The following is a 19850-nucleotide window of genomic DNA, read 5'->3' as shown; positions in this document are numbered from 1 at the left end:
GCCTGCAAACCATCCTAAACTAACGCTGGTCCAACACTTTGAACGCTGTTCGAACGCCGGACCAGGTCCGAACCCGCCTCACCAGTGTGCAGTCTGGCGAAGCCTTGAGGAAGGTGGAGGCCGTTTGCTTTGCCTCATCACTATTGATGAGAAGGGGGTGAGTGCTTCACCCCACGTCGGCCGGAAGCATACATCCCTGCGCGGCAAGGAGGTATTATCCTGGAAAATCAACGGTTATGCACGCAGGAATAGGCGCGCTCGCCGCGCGAAGGACAGCGAACGGTCACGGCGCGGGATCGGCCCTGGCCCGATCGAAAATGCCGCCATCCCAACGGCCTTTGCCATCGCTCGAACCGTCCCGTGCGCGACTGATTGTCTCGCCCGTCTCCAGGCCTATACGGCAGGCCGTTCCAAAAGGATGCCGCGAGTAGAGCAAAAGGCGTATGATATACTCGCTTATTTTTGGACTATACTTCAGTGCTCCGAATTGAGCGATCTCATAGCTTCGATCCTGACAATCTCGCGAGAGGTGCCTCCCATGTATCGCAACGCTCGTCGCTGGACTGCGCGCTCACTCCTGGTGGATTCGTTGGTTCCCCAATGGTTGACCATCGGCGGAAAGGAAAGGTCGCGCAAGCCGGCCGAAAAGCACGGGGATAGTGCTCAACTTGCGGCAGCGGTGCCAACCGCAGACGGAAACAAGCAGGGCACCCTTGTCGACGATCCCGATAAGGACGCGGTGCTCAACGAGCATGATGTTGGCCAGGGAACGGACGGGAACGGCGACACTGACGGTCGGGCCGACAACAGCACCGCAACGCCGCTCTTGCCTGACGCTTTCACAACCAACCGCGAATTGGGAGCGCGAAACGGTCATATAACCGCGTCTGTCGCGTCCGGCCATACACCTGGTTTTGTACATTTCGCACCGGATGCGAACAGCGTTGCATTCGGGGGCCAATCGTCCCTTTATCGCACTTACGCCGGAACGAGCCTCATAGGCGACGATCCTCTGGCTCCGTATCTGCCGCAAAGCCCTGCACCGACAGCTCCTGAGCACAGTTCTCCCGCCGTGGCGGCCGCGCGCGTGCACTCGGGCAAAGTCGTTATTCTCGAATCGAGCCCGTCGGCGCAGACGACCGCGCATACCGGACCCAATTCGCTAGCGGTTGGCATGCCCTTTGGCGTGTGCGGTTGCGGCTACTATACGTCCCCCACGCGGATTCTCGATTGGGCCCACGGCAGCGGCCTGCTTCAACAGGACGGCCAATTGCCCGGGACCAGACTGACCGAGGGGCCGGACTATGTGGACACGATCAAGCGGGCCATCGGCGCCTCGATCAGCGACCCGCTTCTCGACCGGAACCTGTCCCCTCTCTCGGGCTGGCGCGGAACCGCAAGCTGGACGGATTCAACGGTCTTGAACGGATCCTTGCCAGGCGGCGGAGAGACCGGGACGGGCACCAGCACCTCCAGGGGCATCGGCACGCTTTCCGGCTCGGTCACCACCGCGCCCGCAATAGCACAGCAGCGGTCGTTGACGACGCAAAATCTGGCGGCCGCCGCGGTGACGGCCAGCAACGCGATCGTGCTGGAAAACCAGAAGCAGGGTAATCCGGAGAGCGAGTGGGGCATCGACGGTGCTGGCAGTTCCAACATCGAGGGGTTCGCGACCGATATCAGCGTCGATAACGGCAAGACGGTCAGCTTCAAGATCAACACCAATTCCACCAACTACCGGATCGATATCTATCGGCTCGGCTATTATGGCGGCATGGGCGCGCGCAAGGTCGCAACCATGCAGCATACCGGATTGCAGACGCAGCCTAGTCCGCTGCGCAACGCCTCGACGGGCACGGTGGACGCCGGCAACTGGGCCGTGTCGGCCTCGTGGACCGTACCGGATGATGCCGTCTCGGGCGTCTATATCGCCAAGCTCGTGCGTCAGGACGGCACCTTCGGTGAAAATCAGATCCCGTTCATCGTGCGTGACGACGCCAGCCACAGCGACATCGTCTTCCAGACCGCAGACGAGACCTGGCAGGCTTACAACGGCTGGGGCGGCGCAAACCTCTATGGCGGCAACGGCCCGGCGACGGGGCAGGGGGCAGGTCGCGCCTATGCTGTCAGCTACAACCGACCGATTGCGACCCGCGGCGGGGTCGGCACCTATGCCGGCCCGCAGGACTATTTGTTCGGCGCCGAATATGCGGGCATCTATTGGCTGGAACAGAACGGTTATGACGTTTCCTATATGTCGGGCCTCGACGTCGACCGCTATGGCAGCCTGTTGCTCAATCACAAGACCTATATCGATGCCGGGCACGACGAATACTGGTCCGGGCAGCAGCGAACCAATGTCGAAGCCGCGCGCGATGCCGGCGTCAACCTGATGTTCTGGAGCGGCAACGAGGTCTATTGGCGCACCCGCTGGGGCAATGCCTATAGCGCCGACGGCACGCCTTATCGCACGCTCATCACCTACAAGGAGACATGGGGCCCCGCGGGTGTCAGCCTCGATCCTACCAACCAATGGACGGGCACCTTCCGCGACCCGCGCCTCAGCCCGCCGGCTATCGGCGGCGGAAACCCGGAAAACTCGCTGACAGGGCAGTTGTTCAAGGTCGATGATGTCGGCGCCAATCTCAGCGCGATCGCGGTTGGATATGACGATGCCAATCTGCGCTTCTGGCGCAATACGAGCGTTGCCAATCTCCAGCCTGGCCAGACGGCAACACTCACCAAGAATTATCTCGGTTACGAGTGGGATGAAGCGCCTGACAATGGCTTCGATCCGGCCGGGCTCGTGAAGCTCTCGTCGACGACGATGCCCGTCAGCACCTACTTGCTCGACTACGGAAACACGACCGGCAATGCGACTGCGACCCACAATCTGACCCTCTATCGCGCGCCCAGCGGCGCGCTGGTGTTCGGCGCCGGTACGGTCTATTGGACATGGGGCCTGAGCGATAATCACGATAACGAGGCAACTCCCACTGATCCTCGCGTGCAGCAGGCAATGGTCAATCTGCTTGCCGATATGGGCATTCAGCCAGGGACGCTGCAATCCGGGCTTACCGCCGCGACTGGTTCGTCGGACCAGGTTGCGCCGACCTCCGTCATCACGGTGCCTGGCACGGTGACCGCTGGATCCACCGTGACGATTTCGGGCACCGCTGCCGACACGGGCGGCGGGGTCATCGCCAGCGTCGAGGTGTCGACCGACAATGGTGCGAGCTGGCATCCGGCGACGGGAGACGAGAGCTGGACCTACTCATGGACCCCGGCGATTGCGGGGACCTATACGATCCGGTCGCGGGCGGTGGACGACAGCATCAATCTCGAGACACCCTCGGCAGGGCGCACCGTCACCGTCACCGGGCCGACTTATACATCTCTCTTCGGCGGCGCGACGCCGGCTGTCGTCAACACCAACGATACTGCGGCCGTCGAGCTCGGGGTCAAATTCCAGTCCTCGGTGGCGGGCACGGTCAGCGGTATTCGGTTTTACAAGAGCAGCCTGGATACGGGCACACATACCGGGTCGCTCTGGTCAAGCACGGGTACGCGGCTTGCGACCCTCACCTTCACCAACGAGACTGCCAGCGGCTGGCAGACCGCGACTTTCACGAGCCCGGTGACGCTGACAGCCGGACAAACCTATACGGCATCCTACCATACGAATGTCGGCAACTATTCGACGACCGCCAACTACTTCACCTCCAATGTGACAAGTGGTCCGCTGACGGCGCCGGCAAGCGGCAACGGCGTCTATAGGTATGGCAATAGCGCGTTCCCGACGACCAGCTTCGACCAGACGAACTACTGGGTCGATGTGATGTTCAACCCTTCGAATGCGAACAACACGGCACCGACGGCGGTTGCCGATGCGGGGGATGCGACAGAGAAGGGCGGTGTCGCCAATGGTTCGGGCGGCGTGGTTGCCAGCGGCAACGTGCTGACCAACGACACCGATCCGGACTCTGGCGACACCAAGACGGTCAGCGCGGTCAGCTTCGGCGCGACATCGGGCACGCTCGGCTCGGCGCTGAACGGCACCTATGGCAGTCTCGTTCTCAATGCATCGGGTACCTATACCTATACGATCAACGAGACCAATTCCGCCGTCCAGGCGCTGCGCCTGTCGACCAACACGCTAAACGATGTCTTCAGCTACACGATGCGCGACACCGCAGGCGCCACCTCCACGGCAAACCTGACCGTCACCATCCACGGCGCCAACGATGCACCGGTGCTCGCCGTCCAGACGGCGACCCAGAACGCCACTGTCGGCTCCGCCTTCTCCTTCGTGGTGCCGACCACTACCTTCACCGATGTCGACAGCACCGAGACGCTGGCCTATTCGGCAACGGCCGCCGACGGCACCGCACTGCCTGCCTGGCTCACCTTCAACGCCTCGACGCGCACCTTCTCCGGCACGCCGACGACAGGCGGCACCTATGGCGTCAAGGTCACGGCAACCGATCTCGGCGGCCTCGCCGCCAACGAGACCTTCAACATCGCCGTCTCGGTTCCCGGCAATACGACGCCGACGGCGGTTGCCGATGCGGGGGATGCGACAGAGAAGGGCGGTGTTGCCAATGGTTCGGGCGGCATCGTCGCCAGCGGCAACGTGCTGACCAACGACACCGATCCGGATTCCGGCGACACCAAGACGGTGACGGCAGTCGTCTTCGGCGCGACGTCAGGCACGCTCGGCTCGGCACTGAACGGTACCTATGGCAGCCTCACGCTTAATGCGTCGGGTGTCTATAGCTATGCCATCAACGAGACCAATGCCGCCGTCCAGGCGCTGCGCCTATCGACCAACACGCTGAGCGATGTCTTCAGCTACACGATGCGAGACTCCGCAGGCGCCACCTCCACGGCAAACCTGACCATCACCATCCACGGCGCCAACGACGCGCCGGTGCTCGCCGTCCAGACGGCGACCCAGAACGCCACCGTCGGCTCCGCCTTCTCCTTCGTGCTGCCGACCACCACCTTCACCGACGTCGACAGCACCGAGACGCTGACCTATGCGGCAACAGCGTCCGACGGCACGGCGCTGCCTGCCTGGCTCACCTTCAACGCCTCGACGCGAACCTTCTCCGGCACGCCGACGACAGCAGGAAACTATGCCGTCAGGGTGACGGCGACCGATATCGGCGGCCTCTCGACCAACGAGACTTTCACTATCGCCGCATCGACGACGCCTGCGACCTACAGCCTGTTTTCCGCCTCCAACACGCCGGCTCAGACGAACCTCAACGACGGCCAGCAGCTCGAACTCGGCGTCAAGTTCACGTCGACCGTCGGCGGCGACATTACCGGCATCAAGTTCTACCGCAGCGCCAACGACAACGGCCAGAACGTCGTCGACCTGTGGAGTTCCACCGGCACCAAACTCGCCACCGCCACCTTCACCAACACCACGGCGAGCGGCTGGCAGACGGTGAACTTCACAACACCCTTCACCATTGCCGCCAACACCACCTATGTCGCCTCCTATCACACGACAGGCGCCTATGTGGCGACCGCTAATTTCTTCACCGCCGCCGTCACCGGCGGCCCGCTGACGGCAACAGCCAGCGGCAACGGCGTCTACCGCTATGGCGGCTCTGCCACCGCCGGCATTTTCCCGAATGCCACTTTTGGCGCCACCAATTACTGGGCCGACGTGGTCTTCCGTCCCACGAATTCGAACAACGCGGCGCCGACGGCGGTCGCCGATGCGGGGGATGCGACAGAGAAGGGCGGTGTCGCCAATGGTTCGGGCGGTGTGGTTGCCAGCGGCAACGTGCTGACCAACGACACCGATCCGGATTCCGGCGACACCAAGACGGTCAGCGCAGTCAGCTTCGGCGCGACGTCAGGCACGCTCGGCTCGGCGCTGAACGGCACCTATGGCAGTCTCGTTCTCAATGCATCGGGTACCTATACCTATACGATCAACGAGACCAATTCCGCCGTCCAGGCGCTGCGCCTGTCGACCAACACGCTGAACGATGTCTTCAGCTATACGATGCGCGATACCGCAGGCGCCACCGCTACGACAAATCTGACCATCACCATCCACGGCGCCAATGATGCACCGGTGCTCGCCGTCCAGACGGCAACCCAGAACGCCACCCTTGGCTCGGCCTTCTCCTACACGCTGCCGGCCACCACCTTCACCGATGTCGACAGCACCGAGACGCTGACCTATGCGGCAACAGCGTCCGACGGCACGGCGCTGCCTGCCTGGCTCACCTTCAACGCCTCGACGCGAACCTTCTCCGGCACGCCGACGACAGCAGGAAACTATGGTGTCAGGGTGACGGCGACCGATATAGGCGGCCTCTCGACCAACGAGACTTTCACTATCGCCGCATCGACGACACCGCCTGCGACCTACAGCCTGTTTTCCGCCTCCAACACGCCGACCCAGACGAACCTCAACGACGGCCAGCAGCTCGAACTCGGCGTCAAGTTCACGTCGAACGTCGGCGGCGACATTACCGGCATCAAGTTCTATCGCAGCGCCAACGACAACGGCCAGAACGTCGTCGACCTGTGGAGTTCCACCGGCACCAAACTCGCCACCGCCACCTTCACCAACACCACGGCGAGCGGCTGGCAGACGGCGAACTTCACAACACCCTTCACCATTGCCGCCAACACAACCTATGTTGCCTCCTACCACACGACAGGCGCCTATGTGGCGACCGGCGGCTTCTTCACCGCCGCCGTCACCAGCGGCCCGCTGACGGCACCAGCCAGCGGCAACGGCCTCTATGCCTATGGCGGCTCCGCCACCACGGGCCTCTTCCCGACCAACACGTTCAATTCGGCGAATTACTATGCCGATGTGGTCTTCCGGCCGCAGCTTGCCGCGTGAAGCATCGGAGGAGGTTTGGAGCGGGATTGAAATGAGGCTCATAGGACGCAAATGCCGGCTGCGGCGACGGTCACACCGAATATCCCTGATCGAGGGATGCCGATGAACGGGATCGAGCGCCTGCCGGTAACGGTGCTCGCCGGCTTCCTCGGTGCTGGCAAGACGACGCTCCTCAGCCACGTCCTGAATAACCGTCAGGGCCTGCGGGTCGCCGTCATCGTCAACGACATGAGCGAGGTGAACATAGACGCCAGTCTCATTCGAGACGGCGGCTGCAACCTGTCGCATACGACGGAGACATTGATCGAGCTCAGCAATGGCTGCATATGCTGTACCCTGCGCAACGACCTGCTAACGGAAGTGCGGCGACTGGCCGAAGAGCGGCGATACGACTATCTGTTGATCGAAGGCACCGGCATTGCCGAACCACGCCCCATTGCGGCAACCTTTTCCTTCCGCGACGAGAACGGTATTTCTCTCGCCGATTTCGCCAGGCTCGACACCATGGTCACCGTGGTCGACGCGGCAAACCTGTTAGCCGACTACAGCAGCGCCGATCTGCTTGCCGACCGCGGCCTGCAGCGCGACGGTGAGGACCGGCGCACGCTCATCGACCTGCTGGTGGATCAGATCGAATTTGCCGATGTCGTCGTGATCAACAAGATCTCGGACGCGTCTGAAGATATCCGCGCAGAGGTGAGCAGGATCATCACGTCTCTCAACCCGGACGCACTCCAGGTGGAGACGGATTTCGGCAAGATCTCTCTTTCAACAGTCCTGAATACCGGCCTCTTCGATGAAGCAAAGGCCGCTGCGCATCCCCTGTGGCACAAGGAATTGTACAGCCCGGATGAGCATGTTCCGGAAACGGAGGAATACGGGGTCTCGAGCTTCGTCTATCGCACCAGGCGCCCCTTCGATCCCAAGCGGTTTCGGGCATTCCTGGACGAACCCTGGCCGGGAGTGCTGCGCGCCAAGGGCCATTTCTGGCTTGCCACGCGCCCGCGTCATGTGGGGCTGATGTCGGCTGCCGGGATCCAGCGGCGCTGCGAACCCATGGGCCTCTGGTGGGCAGCCGTGCCCCGGCAGGACTGGCCGCCCCATCAGCAGTTTCGTCAGCATCTCGAGAGCCGATGGGACAGCGCCTGGGGCGACCGTCGGCAGGAACTGGTTTTTATCGGTGTCGATATGGACGAGAAAGGTGTGCGGACCGCGCTGGACGGATGCCTTGCCAGCGCCGATCCGCGCGACTGGGCCACCCTCGAAGATCCGTTTCCGGCCTGGTAGTTCGGGCGGTGGACCTTCGCGTCGTCACGGCTTGGTTGGGCAGCCCTTTGCCACGCGAGATATCTGGTCTCGTGCGTCCGTAAGTTCAAAGCCGGTGCTGTAATCTATCTCACCGGCCTTGAGGGCGAACATAGTGGCGAAATCAGCGCCAGATGTGAGGGCGGCAAGCAGCTTCGGATGTTTTGAGAGAACAATCGTTCGCCGATCGGGACTGTTGCCGTCGAGACGGATCGTCTCTTTGTACCTGCCAATCTCGAAGCGCGCCGATCGCAGGCCGTTCTCACCAACAGTGGCATCGCCAATCTCGAAGATGAGGCCGTTCTTGGCGTCGCACCGGACCATGTAACAAGCCTCGATGTCGCTCGCATCAATCATTGAGCATGTTCCGACCGCTCCGGCATGCGAACCGGTCAGCTTAACCCATGGAGCGGGCGGCTCGACTTCCTGTGCGAGCGCAGGCGATGCCGCAAGGCAGGCGCCAAACACACAGGCCGCCACGCCAACCACGCCTGCGACTGCCGGTCTGCCGAACCTCATCCTATCCTCGTTTTTCCAAGACATTGCGAGCCCAATAGCGTCTCGACTTGAACGCTCTTGTCAAGGTCGATTGAGGAGAGACGCAGACCGGCAGCCTTAGGATCGCCGGACGCAGTTTTCGTGTTGCCAAGGCGAAGCGGCGCACCGTGGCCCGGGCATTTCTCAAAGGCGATCGGCTCGGACGTACCAAGAGATATGCCCTTCGCCAATCGCCTTTGCGCAGACGAAAAGCCATTCCGGCAGAATGCTGCAATCTAACCCGGAAAGGTCTGGCTGCCGCCGCAGGCAGCTTTGCGACTTGTCGGCCGGCGTGCGTCGGGGATCATCATATCGGCGTAGGGAGTACCTCCCTCTTACCCCAGATTGCTGTCGTACATTCTCTTGGCAAAGGTGCCAGTATGGACGTCTTGCCATGGCTGCCGAGGGGCCGGCCGATGCGGAAGGGGACGCCGCTGATGCGGAGAATTCATGTCGGTAATCGTGAGTATCTGAGTACATTTGGTGGAGCGTTGAGTGTCTGTCGTGCACCCGCCGCATGGAGCGCGGTTCTTGGATCCGCAACGGTCGTATCTTCGACGAGCAGCGATGGCTCTCCAAGCTTTGCCAATCAGGGCGGCGTAACTGTTCAATCCTCCTTCATCGGTACGGTCACATCCTCCCTGATGTCATCAGGTGACACGCAGTCGTCTCCTGCATCGTCGACGGCGATGCCGGCGCCTGGAGGTGATAGCGGTGTACAGGACAATTCGACGAAGACAGCGGCGGCTACGACGGTTTTCCAGACGCCTTCCTCGACATCGCAGCGCACCGTGCTTGGCCCGGATCCGATCGAGGAGGCTGCGACGCTGCCTGCCGCTCCCACGCTTACGGGTGTTACCGGCGATGCCGATAACGGCAGCACCACGACGACGGCGCCGGTTACCTCTTCCAGCAGTATCGCCGCGACTTCGCTTCGCCTTCAGACCTCGATAGCATCCCTCTCGGTGGAGTCCAGTCAGGATGCTTCTGCTGAGACGACTGCAGCCGTAACGGCGCTCGCGGCACCGGTGGCGGCGGCGGCGGTGACGCCCAACAAGATCGCGCTCGAGAACATGAAGCAGGGCAACCCGATCAGCGAATGGGGGCTGGAGGGCGACGGCGGCGGCACCATCCAGGGCTTCGCCACCGAAATCAGCACCAATATCGGCCAGACGGTCGATTTCAAGATCGCCACCGATTCCACTCATTACCGCATCGATATCTACCGTATGGGCTATTATGGCGGGGCCGGCGCGCGCAAGGTCGACTCGATCGAGAAATCGCTGACCACGGCGCAGATCCAGCCGCACCCGATCGTCGACATGTCGCTCGGTCTTATCGATTGCGGCAACTGGTCGGTATCGGCCAGCTGGCAGATCCCTGCCGATGCCGTCTCCGGCGTCTATTTCGCCAAGCTGGTGCGCGAGGACGGCACCGAGGATGCCAGCATCATCCCCTTCGTCGTGCGCGACGATGCCTCGACCAGCAATATCGTCTTCCAGACGTCTGATACGACATGGCAGGCCTACAATGCCTGGGGCGGCGCCAGCCTCTATTACGGCCAAGTGCCGGTCGATCCGGCCGACATGATCGGCTACCTGCCGCCGAACTGCAGTTGCGGCTTGACCGCCATCGGCCGCGCCTCGGCGGTCAGCTATAACAGGCCGATCATCACCAATACGAGCCCGATCGGCGGCTCGCAGAATTACATCTTCGGCGCCGAATCCTCCGCCATCTCGTGGCTGGAGCAGAACGGCTATGACGTGTCCTATATCTCGGGCGTCGATACAGCGCGCAGCGGCAGCCTGCTGCTCAACCACGACGCCTATCTCTCCGTCGGCCATGACGAATACTGGTCGGCCGAGCAGCGCGCCAATGTCGAGGCGGCGCGCGATGCCGGCGTCAACCTCGCCTTCTGGAGCGGCAACGAGGTCTACTGGAAGGTCCGCTGGGAAAGCAGCATCGACGGCAGCGGCCAGGCCTACCGCACCATGGTCTGCTACAAGGAGACCTGGGGCACGAGCACGGATCCGAGCACTGTCGGCACCGGCACCTGGCGCGATCCGCGTTATGCCGATCCGGGGCAGCAGCCGGAGAATGCGCTGACCGGCACGATGTTCCAGGTGGACAGCTACCGCCAGGATACGATCTCCATCCCCTACGACTATTCGAACCTGCGCTTCTGGCGCAATACCGATGTCTCCGAGCTGAATGAAGGCGAAACCTATAATCTGGTGCAGAACCTGCTCGGCTATGAGTGGGATTCCGACGTCGAGAACGGCTTCCGGCCGGCTGGGCTGATCAACCTGTCGCTCTCCTCGGTCTCGGTGAGCACCTATCTGCGCGATTACGGCACCACGGTCGGCGATGCGGTGGCGACCCACAGCCTGACCATGTACCGGGCGGCAAGCGGCGCGCTGGTTTTCGGCGCCGGCACCGTCTTCTGGTCCTGGGGGCTGAGCGACAACCACCAGGGTCCGGCCACGTCGACCGATCGCAACGTCCAGCAGGCCATGGTCAACATGTTCGCGGACATGGGCATCCAGCCGACCACGCTGGATGCGAGCCTGATCCTCGCGACCCAATCGACCGACACGCTGAAGCCGACTTCGTCAGTCAGCACGCCGATCGTGGGTGCCTCCTTCCTCGAAGGCCAGCATGTGACGATCACGGGCACGGCGCAGGATTTCGGCGGCGGCATCATTGCCGGCGTGGAAGTCTCCACCGATGGCGGCCAGCACTGGTTCAAGGCCACAGGCCGCGAGAGCTGGAGCTATAACTGGGTCGTTCAGGCGAGCGGCACCTACACGATCATGTCACGGGCCGTCGACGACAGCGTCAATATGGAGGCGCCATCGGCCGGCAAGCAGGTCACCGTGACGCTGCCAGGCACACAGGGCCTCTGGACGCTTGCGGAAAAGCCGGCGACCGAAGTGGCGATCGATCGCGATTCCGTCGAGCTCGGCCTGCGCTTCCAGGCAACGACCGCCGGTTCCGTGCAGGGCATCCGCTTCTACAAGGGCTTCTACAATATCGGCGACCATGTCGTCAGCCTCTGGAGCGCCAACGGAACGCTGCTGGCAACAGGCGTGTCCGTCGGTGAATCGCTCTCCGGCTGGCAGACGGTGATGTTCTCCAGCCCGATCCAGATCGCCGCCGGCACGACCTATGTGGCCTCCTATCACACCAACGGCTTCTACTCGGCCACCGGGAACTATTTCAGCGGCACCTATGCCAGCGGCCAGCTGAAGGCGGTCGATGGCGGCGGCGTCTACGCCTATGGCGACAATGCCGGCATCTTCCCCGGCCAAAATCTCGGCACCGGCACCAATTACTGGGTCGACGTGGTTTTCGACGCCGGCGCCAACAGCGCGCCGGTCGCGACCGACGATACGGGGCTGACGTTGACCCGCAACGACAGCGTCGTCATCTCGATCGCCTCGCTCATCGGCAACGATACGGATGGCAATGGCGATGCGATGACGATTTCGGCCGTCGGCAATGCTGTCAACGGCACGGTGACGCTCAACAAGCAGAACGGCACCATCCTTTTCACGCCGACCAACAATTATTCGGGGCCGGCAAGCTTCGCCTATACGCTGTCGGACGGGCGCGGGGGCACGGATCAGGGCAATGTCAGCCTGACGGTGGATCCCGGTCCCGCAGGGGAAACGCTGTTCAAATCGAGCGAGGGGCCAACGGGCGCAAGCTTCAACGAAGGCCAGTCGCTGGAGCTTGGCATGCGGTTCTCCGCTTCGTCGAGCGGCATGGTCACCGGCATCCGCTTCTACAAGGCATCAGGCGATACCGGCGCCCACACCGGCTCGCTGTGGACGGCCGACGGCACGCTGGTTGCGACCGTCACCTTTGCCGGCAGCGGATCGCTGAGCGGCTGGCAGACCGCGACATTCTCGAACCCGGTGCATATCCTCGCCGGCACGACCTATGTCGCCTCCTACCACACAACGGGCAGCTATGTGGCGACGGCAGACTATTTCACATCAGCCCATAGCAACGGCTCGCTGACGGCGCTTGCCGGCAGCAACGGCGTCTTTGCCGATGGCTCCGGCTTCCCGACGTCCAGCTACCGGTCGTCGAATTACTGGGTGGATGTCGTCTACAACCAGACGAGCAATGCGGTGCCGGTCGCTGCCAACGACAATGGCTACACGACCTATTCCAGCACGGCGCTGTCGATTGCCGCGGCCAGCCTGCTGGCAAACGACACCGATGGTGATGGCGATGCGCTCAGCATCACCGGCGTCAATGGTGCGGTCAATGGAACGGTGACCTTCAACAGCCAGACCAAATCCGTCATTTTCACCCCGACGGCGGGTTATACAGGTGCGGCAAGCTTCTCCTATTCGATCTCGGACGGGTTTGGCGGAACAGCCTCGGCAACGGTCAGCCTCACGGTCAATTCGCAGACGGGCGGGGGCACGACGTCGAGCCTGTTCACCGGCACCGACACGTCGGGGGTTACTGCTGCCAATGACGCGAACTCGGTCGAACTCGGCGTCAAGTTCATCGCTTCCGCCAGCGGCCAGATTACCGGATTGACCTATTACAGGAGCGCCGGGGATAGCGGCACGCATGTCGGCTCGCTGTGGACGGCCAGCGGCCAGCTTCTGGCCCAGGCGACCTTCATCAACGAGACGGCAAGCGGCTGGCAGACGGTGTCCTTCACCCAGCCGATCAATGTCACGGCCGGCGCCACCTATGTGGCGAGCTATCATTCGAACGGCTTCTATTCGGCAACGGCGAACTATTTCACGACCGACCATACGAGCGGCGCGCTGACGGCGCCGTCGAGTGCTGGGAGCGGCGGCAACGGCCTTTATGCCTATGGCTCGGGCAGCCTGTTCCCCACAGCCTCCTACAATGCGAGCAATTACTGGGTCGACGTGCTCTATCAGCAGGGCGGCGCGCAGAATGCGGTTCCGGTCGCTGCCAATGACAGCGGCTTCTCGACCAATACCGGCACGCCGCTCACCATCCAGGCCTCGGCGCTCCTGGCAAACGACACCGATGCCGACGGCGATCCGCTTGTCATCACCGGCGTCAGCGGCGCGGTCAACGGCTCGGCCACCTACGATGCCCAGGCCCAGACGGTGACCTTCACGCCGACGGCAGGCTATTCGGGATCGGCGAGCTTCAGCTACGCGATATCGGACGGCAAGGGCGGCACGGCCTCGGCGCAGGTTGCGCTCACCATCAATGGCGGCCAGACGGCAGGGCCGGAGCAGAACCTCTTTGCCGCCGATGCGACGCCTGCAATCGCCTCCGTCAACGACAACCAGCAGGTCAATCTCGGCATGAAATTCCAGGCCGACACGTCAGGCTGGATCACGGGCATCCGCTTCTACAAGGGCGCCGACAATACCGGCCCGCATAACGGCTATCTCTGGACCGCCTCGGGCACGCTCATCGGCAGCGTCGCCTTCAGCAACGAAACGGCCAGCGGCTGGCAGACTGCGCAGCTCACCCAGCAGATCGCGATCCAGGCGGATACGACCTACGTCGTTTCTTACTCGAGCAACGGCAATTATTCGGCGACCGGCAATTATTTTGCCAGCGACGTGACGAACGGCGATCTCAAGGCGCCCGGCGGCAGCAACGGCGTCTATGCCTACGGAGCCGGCGGGCTGTTCCCGACAGCCAGCTATAACAGCACGAACTACTATGTGGATGTGACGTTCAAACCGCAGCTCGCGGCGTAAAGGGCGCGAGGATCTAAGGCTAGCATGCTGTAAAGAGTAGGAGTCTTGATGATGCGTGCAGACAACAGATTGCCGGTCACGGTTCTCGCCGGGTTTCTCGGCGCCGGCAAGACGACTGTGCTCAATCATGTCCTGAGCAATCGAGAGGGCCGCCGGGTTGCCGTCATCGTCAACGATATGAGCGAGGTCAACATCGATGCGGATCTCGTGCGCGAAGGGGAAGCAGGCCTCTCGCGCACCGACGAGACGCTGGTAGAGCTCACCAACGGGTGCATCTGCTGCACCCTGCGCGACGATCTCCTGAGCGAAGTGCGTCGCCTCGCAGCCGCCGGCCGCTTCGACTATCTGCTGATCGAGGGCACCGGCATTGCCGAGCCGCTGCCTGTTGCAGCCACCTTTTCGTTCCGCGACGAGCGCGGGGCCGCCCTCTGCGACGTGGCGCGTCTCGATACGATGGTCTGCGTCGTCGATGCGGTCAATCTTCTCGCCGATTACCAGAGCGCCGACTTTCTCGCCGATCGCGGCGAAAGGCGGGACGGGGACGATGAGCGCAAGCTCGTGGAACTGCTCGTCGAGCAGATCGAATTTTCCGATGTCGTCATCATCAACAAGGCGGGCGACGTGCCCTGCGCCGATCTCGCAGAGGTTCGCCGGGTCGTCGCCGCACTCAATCCGGATGCCCAGGTCGTCGAGGCGGTCTTCGGCCAGGTGCCGCTCGGGGCGATCCTGGACACCGGCCTCTTCAGCGAGACGAAGGCCGCCCGCCATCCGCTCTGGCACAAGGAGCTCTTCGGCTGGGGCGAGCATGTGCCGGAGACAGAGGAATACGGCATAACAAGCTTCGTCTATCGCAGCCGCCGGCCCTTCGCGCCGCTGAGGCTCAAGGATTTCCTGGACCGGAAATGGACGGGCCTCATCCGCGCAAAGGGTCATTTCTGGCTGGCGACGAGGCCCGATGAGATCGGCCTGCTGTCGATCGCCGGCACCCAGTGCCGCATCGAAACCAGGGGATACTGGTGGGCCTCGGTGCCGCAGGTGCAATGGCCGCGCTTTCCGCAATTCCGCCAGCTCATCGACCGGCATTGGGACGCGGTCTGGGGCGACCGCCGCCAGGAACTCGTCTTCATCGGTTCCGGCTTCGACGAGAAAGCGATCCGCGTTGCGCTCGATGATTGCCTGACCGGGGAGGAGACGGGGTTCGATCCGCAGAGCGCAGTCGGCCTTCGCGATCCGTTTCCGGCATGGCAGCACGGACATATCCCTGTCCATTCAAGGGCATCCTAATGGACGCAAGACACCCTGATGTGACGACGTTTTGATTATCAACCGGAGGAGAGAACAATGAGCGACGAACTTTATGCAGACGGTATCAATGAAATCACCGTTACGGGAACGATCGTGCGCATCGACCTGATGTCGCTTTCGGCCACCGATCGCGACGCCAACAACAATCCGAAGCCGGTCTTCCGCCAGCGCATCGTCATGCCTGTCGATGCCTTCGCCAATGCGGTGGATCTCATGCAGAAGGCGCTTGGCGGGTTGGTCGAGGCGGGTGCGGTTCGCCGCATCGGCGACATGTCGGCCGCGGCCGCAACCGATATCCAGTCGGCGCAGGCGGGCGCTTCGAACGCCTCGCCGAACTTCAACTGATAAACAGGGTGTGGAGCGCGCGCGGAAGCGCCGTGTGCCATTCGGACGCACAAAGGACGCTCCAATTCTGTGAATCCAAGCCTCGGTCTCGTATCGTTTCAGGTGGGCCATGAGTGGTTTTCTGCATACCAACCTGCACTGTCTTGCGTTTGTCGCGCGTCATCACGGCGTCGATCTTTCGCCTGAGCGATTGCAGCACGATTACGCGGTCGGCAACGAACCCGTCGCCGTGCGGCGATTGCTGCGGATGGCCAAGGATGCCGGCCTGCGGGCCAGGCACCTCAACCTGGACTGGCGGTCCCTCTCCCAGCTGGGCGAAGCATTCCCGGTGCTCGCCGAACTCGCCAACGGCAACTGGGTCGTCATCGCCGGAATGGAGGGGAGCGGGGAGGAAGAGAGGATCCGCGTTCTCGACCCGCTTGCGACGCGCCCCGAAGTCATGCTCCTCAGCGAGGAGCAATTCTCGAAGGCCTGGCCGGGATCGGTGGTTCTCCTCAAGCGCAACTATCGCATGTCGGACGAGGACCGGCCGTTCGGCTTCCGGTGGTTCGTGCCTGAGATCATCAAGCAGCGAAGCTTCTTCCGGGATGTGGCCCTCGCCGCCTTCGTTCTCTACGGCCTCGGGCTGACGACGCCGATCTTCTTTCAGCTGGTCATCGACAAGGTGCTCGTCCACCAGAGCTATGCGACGCTGACGGTTCTGACGGTGGGCATCGCGATCGCCCTCGTTTTCGACGCGACCTTCACTTTCCTGCGCCGCTATCTGCTGCTCTATGCGACCAACAGGATCGACATCCGGGTCGCGACACGCACCTTCGGCCATTTGCTCAACCTGCCGATCGCGCTCTTCGAGCATGCCTCGGCCGGGGTTCTCGTCAAGCACATGCAGCAGACGGGGCGCATCCGCGAATTCCTGACCGGGCGGCTCTTCCTGACGCTGCTGGACGGCGTCTCGCTGCTGGTCTTCGTGCCGATCCTGCTTCTCTACAGCCTGAAGCTGACGCTCGTCGTGCTCGGTTTCGCAGCTCTCGTCGGGCTCGTCGTGATGCTGCTCGTCGGGCCGTTCCAGCGCCGCCTCCAGGCGCTCTACCAGGCCGAAGGCGACCGGCAGGCGCTGCTGGTGGAAACCGTGCACGGCATGCGCACGGTCAAATCGCTGGCGCTGGAGCCGCGCCAACGCAAGGTATGGGACGATTATTCGGCGCAGTCGATCTCCGTGCGCTTCCGGGTCGAGAAGATCTCGACGATCGCCCAGGCGATGACGGGGCTCTTGGAGAAGCTGATGAGCGTTGCGATCATCGGCCTCGGCGCGCTCGACGTGTTCAGCGGCGCGATGACGATCGGCGCGCTTGTTGCCTTCAACATGCTCGCCGGCCGCGTCTCCGGACCGCTGGTGCAGATCGTCACGATGGTACACGAATATCAGGAAGTGGCGCTCTCGGTGCGGATGCTCGGCGAGATCATGAACCAGCGGCCGGAACAGGCAGGCCGCGGCCGTGGTGTCAGGCCGCATCTGCATGGACGCATCGAGTTCGACAGGGTCACCTTCCGCTACGGCCCGGATAGCACCCCGGCACTCGACAACGTCTCCTTCGCCATTCCGGCAGGCTGCGTCTTCGGCGTGGTCGGCAAAAGCGGCTCGGGCAAAACGACGATCACCCGGCTCATCCAGGGGCTCTACCAGAGCCAGGAAGGGCTGGTGCGCATGGACGGCTATGACAGTCGCGAGATCGACCTCGTGCATCTGAGAACCAGCATCGGCGTCGTGCTGCAGGACAATTTCCTGTTTCGCGGCTCGGTTCGCGACAATATCGCTGCCGCAAAACCCGATGCCAGCATCGAGGAGATCATGGAAGTCGCCCGCATCGCCGGCGCCGAGGAGTTCATCGAGCGGCTGCCGCGCGGCTTCGACACCATGCTGGAGGAAAATGCCGCCAACCTTTCCGGCGGTCAGAAGCAGCGACTGGCAATTGCCCGGGCGCTGATCACCGATCCCAAGCTGTTGATTTTCGACGAGGCGACGAGCGCGCTCGACCCTGACAGCGAGGCGATCATCCGCGACAATCTGAGCCGCATCGCCGCCGGCCGCACCGTCGTCATCGTCTCGCACCGGCTTTCCACGCTCGTCGATGCCGACGCCATTCTCGTCATCGATCGCGGCAAGGTCGCCGATATCGGCCGGCACGATCAGCTCGTGTCGCGCTGCATGACCTACCGCCACCTCTGGGCCCAGCAAATGAGGCAGGTCGCATGAACGCGCATGTCAGAAAATCCGGTGAAAACCTGCCAGTCCCTTCAAACAAGGGACCATCAGACAAGGGGCCATCAGACAAGCGCCCGGACAAGGGCAGGGAACTTGCCGCCCGCCCGCCGCTGCCGCCGGCGATCGCGGAATTCCAGTCCGACGCCGTCGAGCTCGAAGAACGCGCGCCGCCGCGCGTTGCCCGCATGACGCTCTATTGCGTGACGGCGCTGCTTGCCGCGGCGATCACCTGGGCCTCGGTCTCGTCGATCGACGAGGTGGTGATTGCGCCAGGCAAGCTCGTCACCACCCAGCCGACCATCGTCGTCCAGCCGCTCGAAACCTCGATCATCCGCACGATCGAGGTGAAGGCCGGCGAGGTGGTGCATGCCGGCCAGACCCTTGCCACCCTCGACGCCACCTTCAGCCAGGCCGATGTCGACCAGCAGCAGGCGAAGTTCTCCGCCCTCGACGCCCAGGTGAAGCGCATCGAGGCCGAGCTTGCCGGCGCCGACTATACGAAGATGGCGGGAGATACGCCCGATCAGTTGCTGCAGGCGCAGCTGTTCACCCAGCGGCGGGCCTTCTACACGGCGCAGCTGCAGAATTTCGACCAGCAGATCGCCGGCCAGTCGGCCGCTCTTGCGGCGAGCAAGAACCAGGAGGCGGTGCTCAACGACAGGCGCGATGGGCTCTCGCGGATCGAGGCAGCGCGGGAGCGGCTTTATGACAGACAGAGCGGCTCGCTGATCACGCTGCTCGGCTCCCGCGACGCCCGCCTCGACGTCGAGTCCGACCTGACCGCCGTCCGTGGCCGGGCCGACGAGGCCGCCCATAGCTATGCGAAGCTGCAAGCCGACCGCCAGGCCTTCATCGAGGATTTCCGACGGGCGGCGATGGAGCAGCTGGTTGAGCTGCGCGGCCAGCGCGACATGGCCGACGAGGAGCTGAAAAAGATGGAGCTGCGCCGCAACATGGTGGCGCTGACCGCCCCTGCCGATGCCGTCGTGCTCGATCTGGCGCAACGCTCGGTCGGTTCGGTCGTGCGCGAGGCCGAGCCGGTGGTCACGCTCGTGCCCATCAACGTGCCGCTGGAGGCGGAAGTCTCGATCAATACGCGCGATATCGGCCGAGTGGCCGTCGGCAAGGAAGCGCGTGTCAAGCTCGATGCCTACCCCTTCCAGAAATACGGCACCGCGACGGGCAAGGTGAGAACCATCAGCGAGGATACGTTCCTCACCGGCCAGCAGGAGCAGACCGCCACCCCCAGCCAGCCGGCCGCCCCCTTCTTCAAGGCGCGCATCCTGCTTGCCGATACCCGGCTGAATGCCTCGGATGTGCCGGTGCGGCTGCTTCCCGGCATGACCGTGTCCACGGAAATCAAGGTCGGCAACCGCACGGTGATCTCCTATTTCCTGTATCCGCTTCTGAGTGGCCTCGACAACGCAATACGCGAGCCGTAGGACGCGGCGGATCGCGGGCTCAACGTGTCAGCCTCCTATCTCGAGGGCAATCG

The 19850-nt window shown here is 63.0% G+C and carries 8 protein-coding genes; 7 read left to right on the top strand and 1 reads right to left on the bottom strand.

What is annotated here, in order from left to right; translation table 11 throughout:
• The first annotated feature begins 538 nt into the window (after window positions 1-538).
• Together CO666_RS20945 and CO666_RS20940 are read left to right on the top strand one after the other, a co-directional pair.
• Window positions 539-6880, top strand: coding sequence for a DUF4082 domain-containing protein (locus CO666_RS20945; RefSeq protein ID WP_097614117.1), 6342 nt, complete (start codon window positions 539-541; stop codon window positions 6878-6880).
• Between the two features lie 102 nt (window positions 6881-6982).
• Window positions 6983-8167, top strand: a complete 1185-nt coding sequence (locus tag CO666_RS20940) for a GTP-binding protein (protein WP_097614116.1) — start codon at window positions 6983-6985, stop codon at window positions 8165-8167.
• A gap of 24 nt (window positions 8168-8191) precedes the next feature.
• Here the strand turns inward: CO666_RS20940 and CO666_RS20935 are convergent, their stop codons facing one another.
• Entirely contained in the window at window positions 8192-8704 is a 513-nt protein-coding gene (locus tag CO666_RS20935; protein WP_097614115.1) for a hypothetical protein, read from the bottom strand.
• A 434-nt stretch (window positions 8705-9138) separates the two neighbouring features.
• On the opposite strand from CO666_RS20935, the gene CO666_RS20930 reads away from it, so the two are divergent.
• From CO666_RS20930 to CO666_RS20910, 5 genes are all read left to right on the top strand, one after another.
• Window positions 9139-14442 carry a DUF4082 domain-containing protein gene (locus CO666_RS20930; protein ID WP_425352426.1) on the top strand — a complete coding sequence of 1768 codons (5304 nt, stop codon included), beginning with the start codon at window positions 9139-9141 and terminating at the stop codon, window positions 14440-14442.
• A 48-nt stretch (window positions 14443-14490) separates the two neighbouring features.
• Window positions 14491-15726, top strand: a complete 1236-nt coding sequence (locus CO666_RS20925) for a GTP-binding protein (RefSeq protein ID WP_097614186.1) — start codon at window positions 14491-14493, stop codon at window positions 15724-15726.
• Between the two features lie 57 nt (window positions 15727-15783).
• The gene (locus CO666_RS20920; RefSeq protein WP_097614113.1) at window positions 15784-16092 is read left to right on the top strand and encodes a hypothetical protein; all 309 of its coding nucleotides are present in this window, start codon (window positions 15784-15786) and stop codon (window positions 16090-16092) included.
• Window positions 16093-16201: 109 nt separating this feature from the next.
• Window positions 16202-18346 (top strand): peptidase domain-containing ABC transporter, encoded by a 2145-nt coding sequence (locus CO666_RS20915; protein ID WP_097614112.1) that lies wholly within the window; start codon window positions 16202-16204, stop codon window positions 18344-18346.
• Window positions 18343-19797 carry an HlyD family type I secretion periplasmic adaptor subunit gene (locus CO666_RS20910; protein ID WP_097614111.1) on the top strand — a complete coding sequence of 485 codons (1455 nt, stop codon included), beginning with the start codon at window positions 18343-18345 and terminating at the stop codon, window positions 19795-19797. Before CO666_RS20915 ends, CO666_RS20910 begins: the two co-directional genes overlap by 4 nt.
• Window positions 19798-19850: the final 53 nt, after the last annotated feature.

The organism is Rhizobium chutanense (assembly GCF_002531935.1).
GTDB lineage: Bacteria > Pseudomonadota > Alphaproteobacteria > Rhizobiales > Rhizobiaceae > Rhizobium > Rhizobium chutanense.
The sequence above is the reverse complement of the archived record's forward strand: the minus strand, read 5'-3'. Positions and strand labels throughout refer to the sequence as shown.

Coding starts and splice junctions, on each gene's coding strand:
- CO666_RS20945 (WP_097614117.1), top strand. CDS start 539: ATGTATCGCAACGCTCGTCGCTGGACTGCGCGCTCACTCCTGGTGGAT.
- CO666_RS20940 (WP_097614116.1), top strand. CDS start 6,983: ATGAACGGGATCGAGCGCCTGCCGGTAACGGTGCTCGCCGGCTTCCTC.
- CO666_RS20935 (WP_097614115.1), bottom strand. CDS start 8,704: ATGAGGTTCGGCAGACCGGCAGTCGCAGGCGTGGTTGGCGTGGCGGCC.
- CO666_RS20930 (WP_425352426.1), top strand. CDS start 9,139: ATGCGGAAGGGGACGCCGCTGATGCGGAGAATTCATGTCGGTAATCGT.
- CO666_RS20925 (WP_097614186.1), top strand. CDS start 14,491: ATGATGCGTGCAGACAACAGATTGCCGGTCACGGTTCTCGCCGGGTTT.
- CO666_RS20920 (WP_097614113.1), top strand. CDS start 15,784: ATGAGCGACGAACTTTATGCAGACGGTATCAATGAAATCACCGTTACG.
- CO666_RS20915 (WP_097614112.1), top strand. CDS start 16,202: ATGAGTGGTTTTCTGCATACCAACCTGCACTGTCTTGCGTTTGTCGCG.
- CO666_RS20910 (WP_097614111.1), top strand. CDS start 18,343: ATGAACGCGCATGTCAGAAAATCCGGTGAAAACCTGCCAGTCCCTTCA.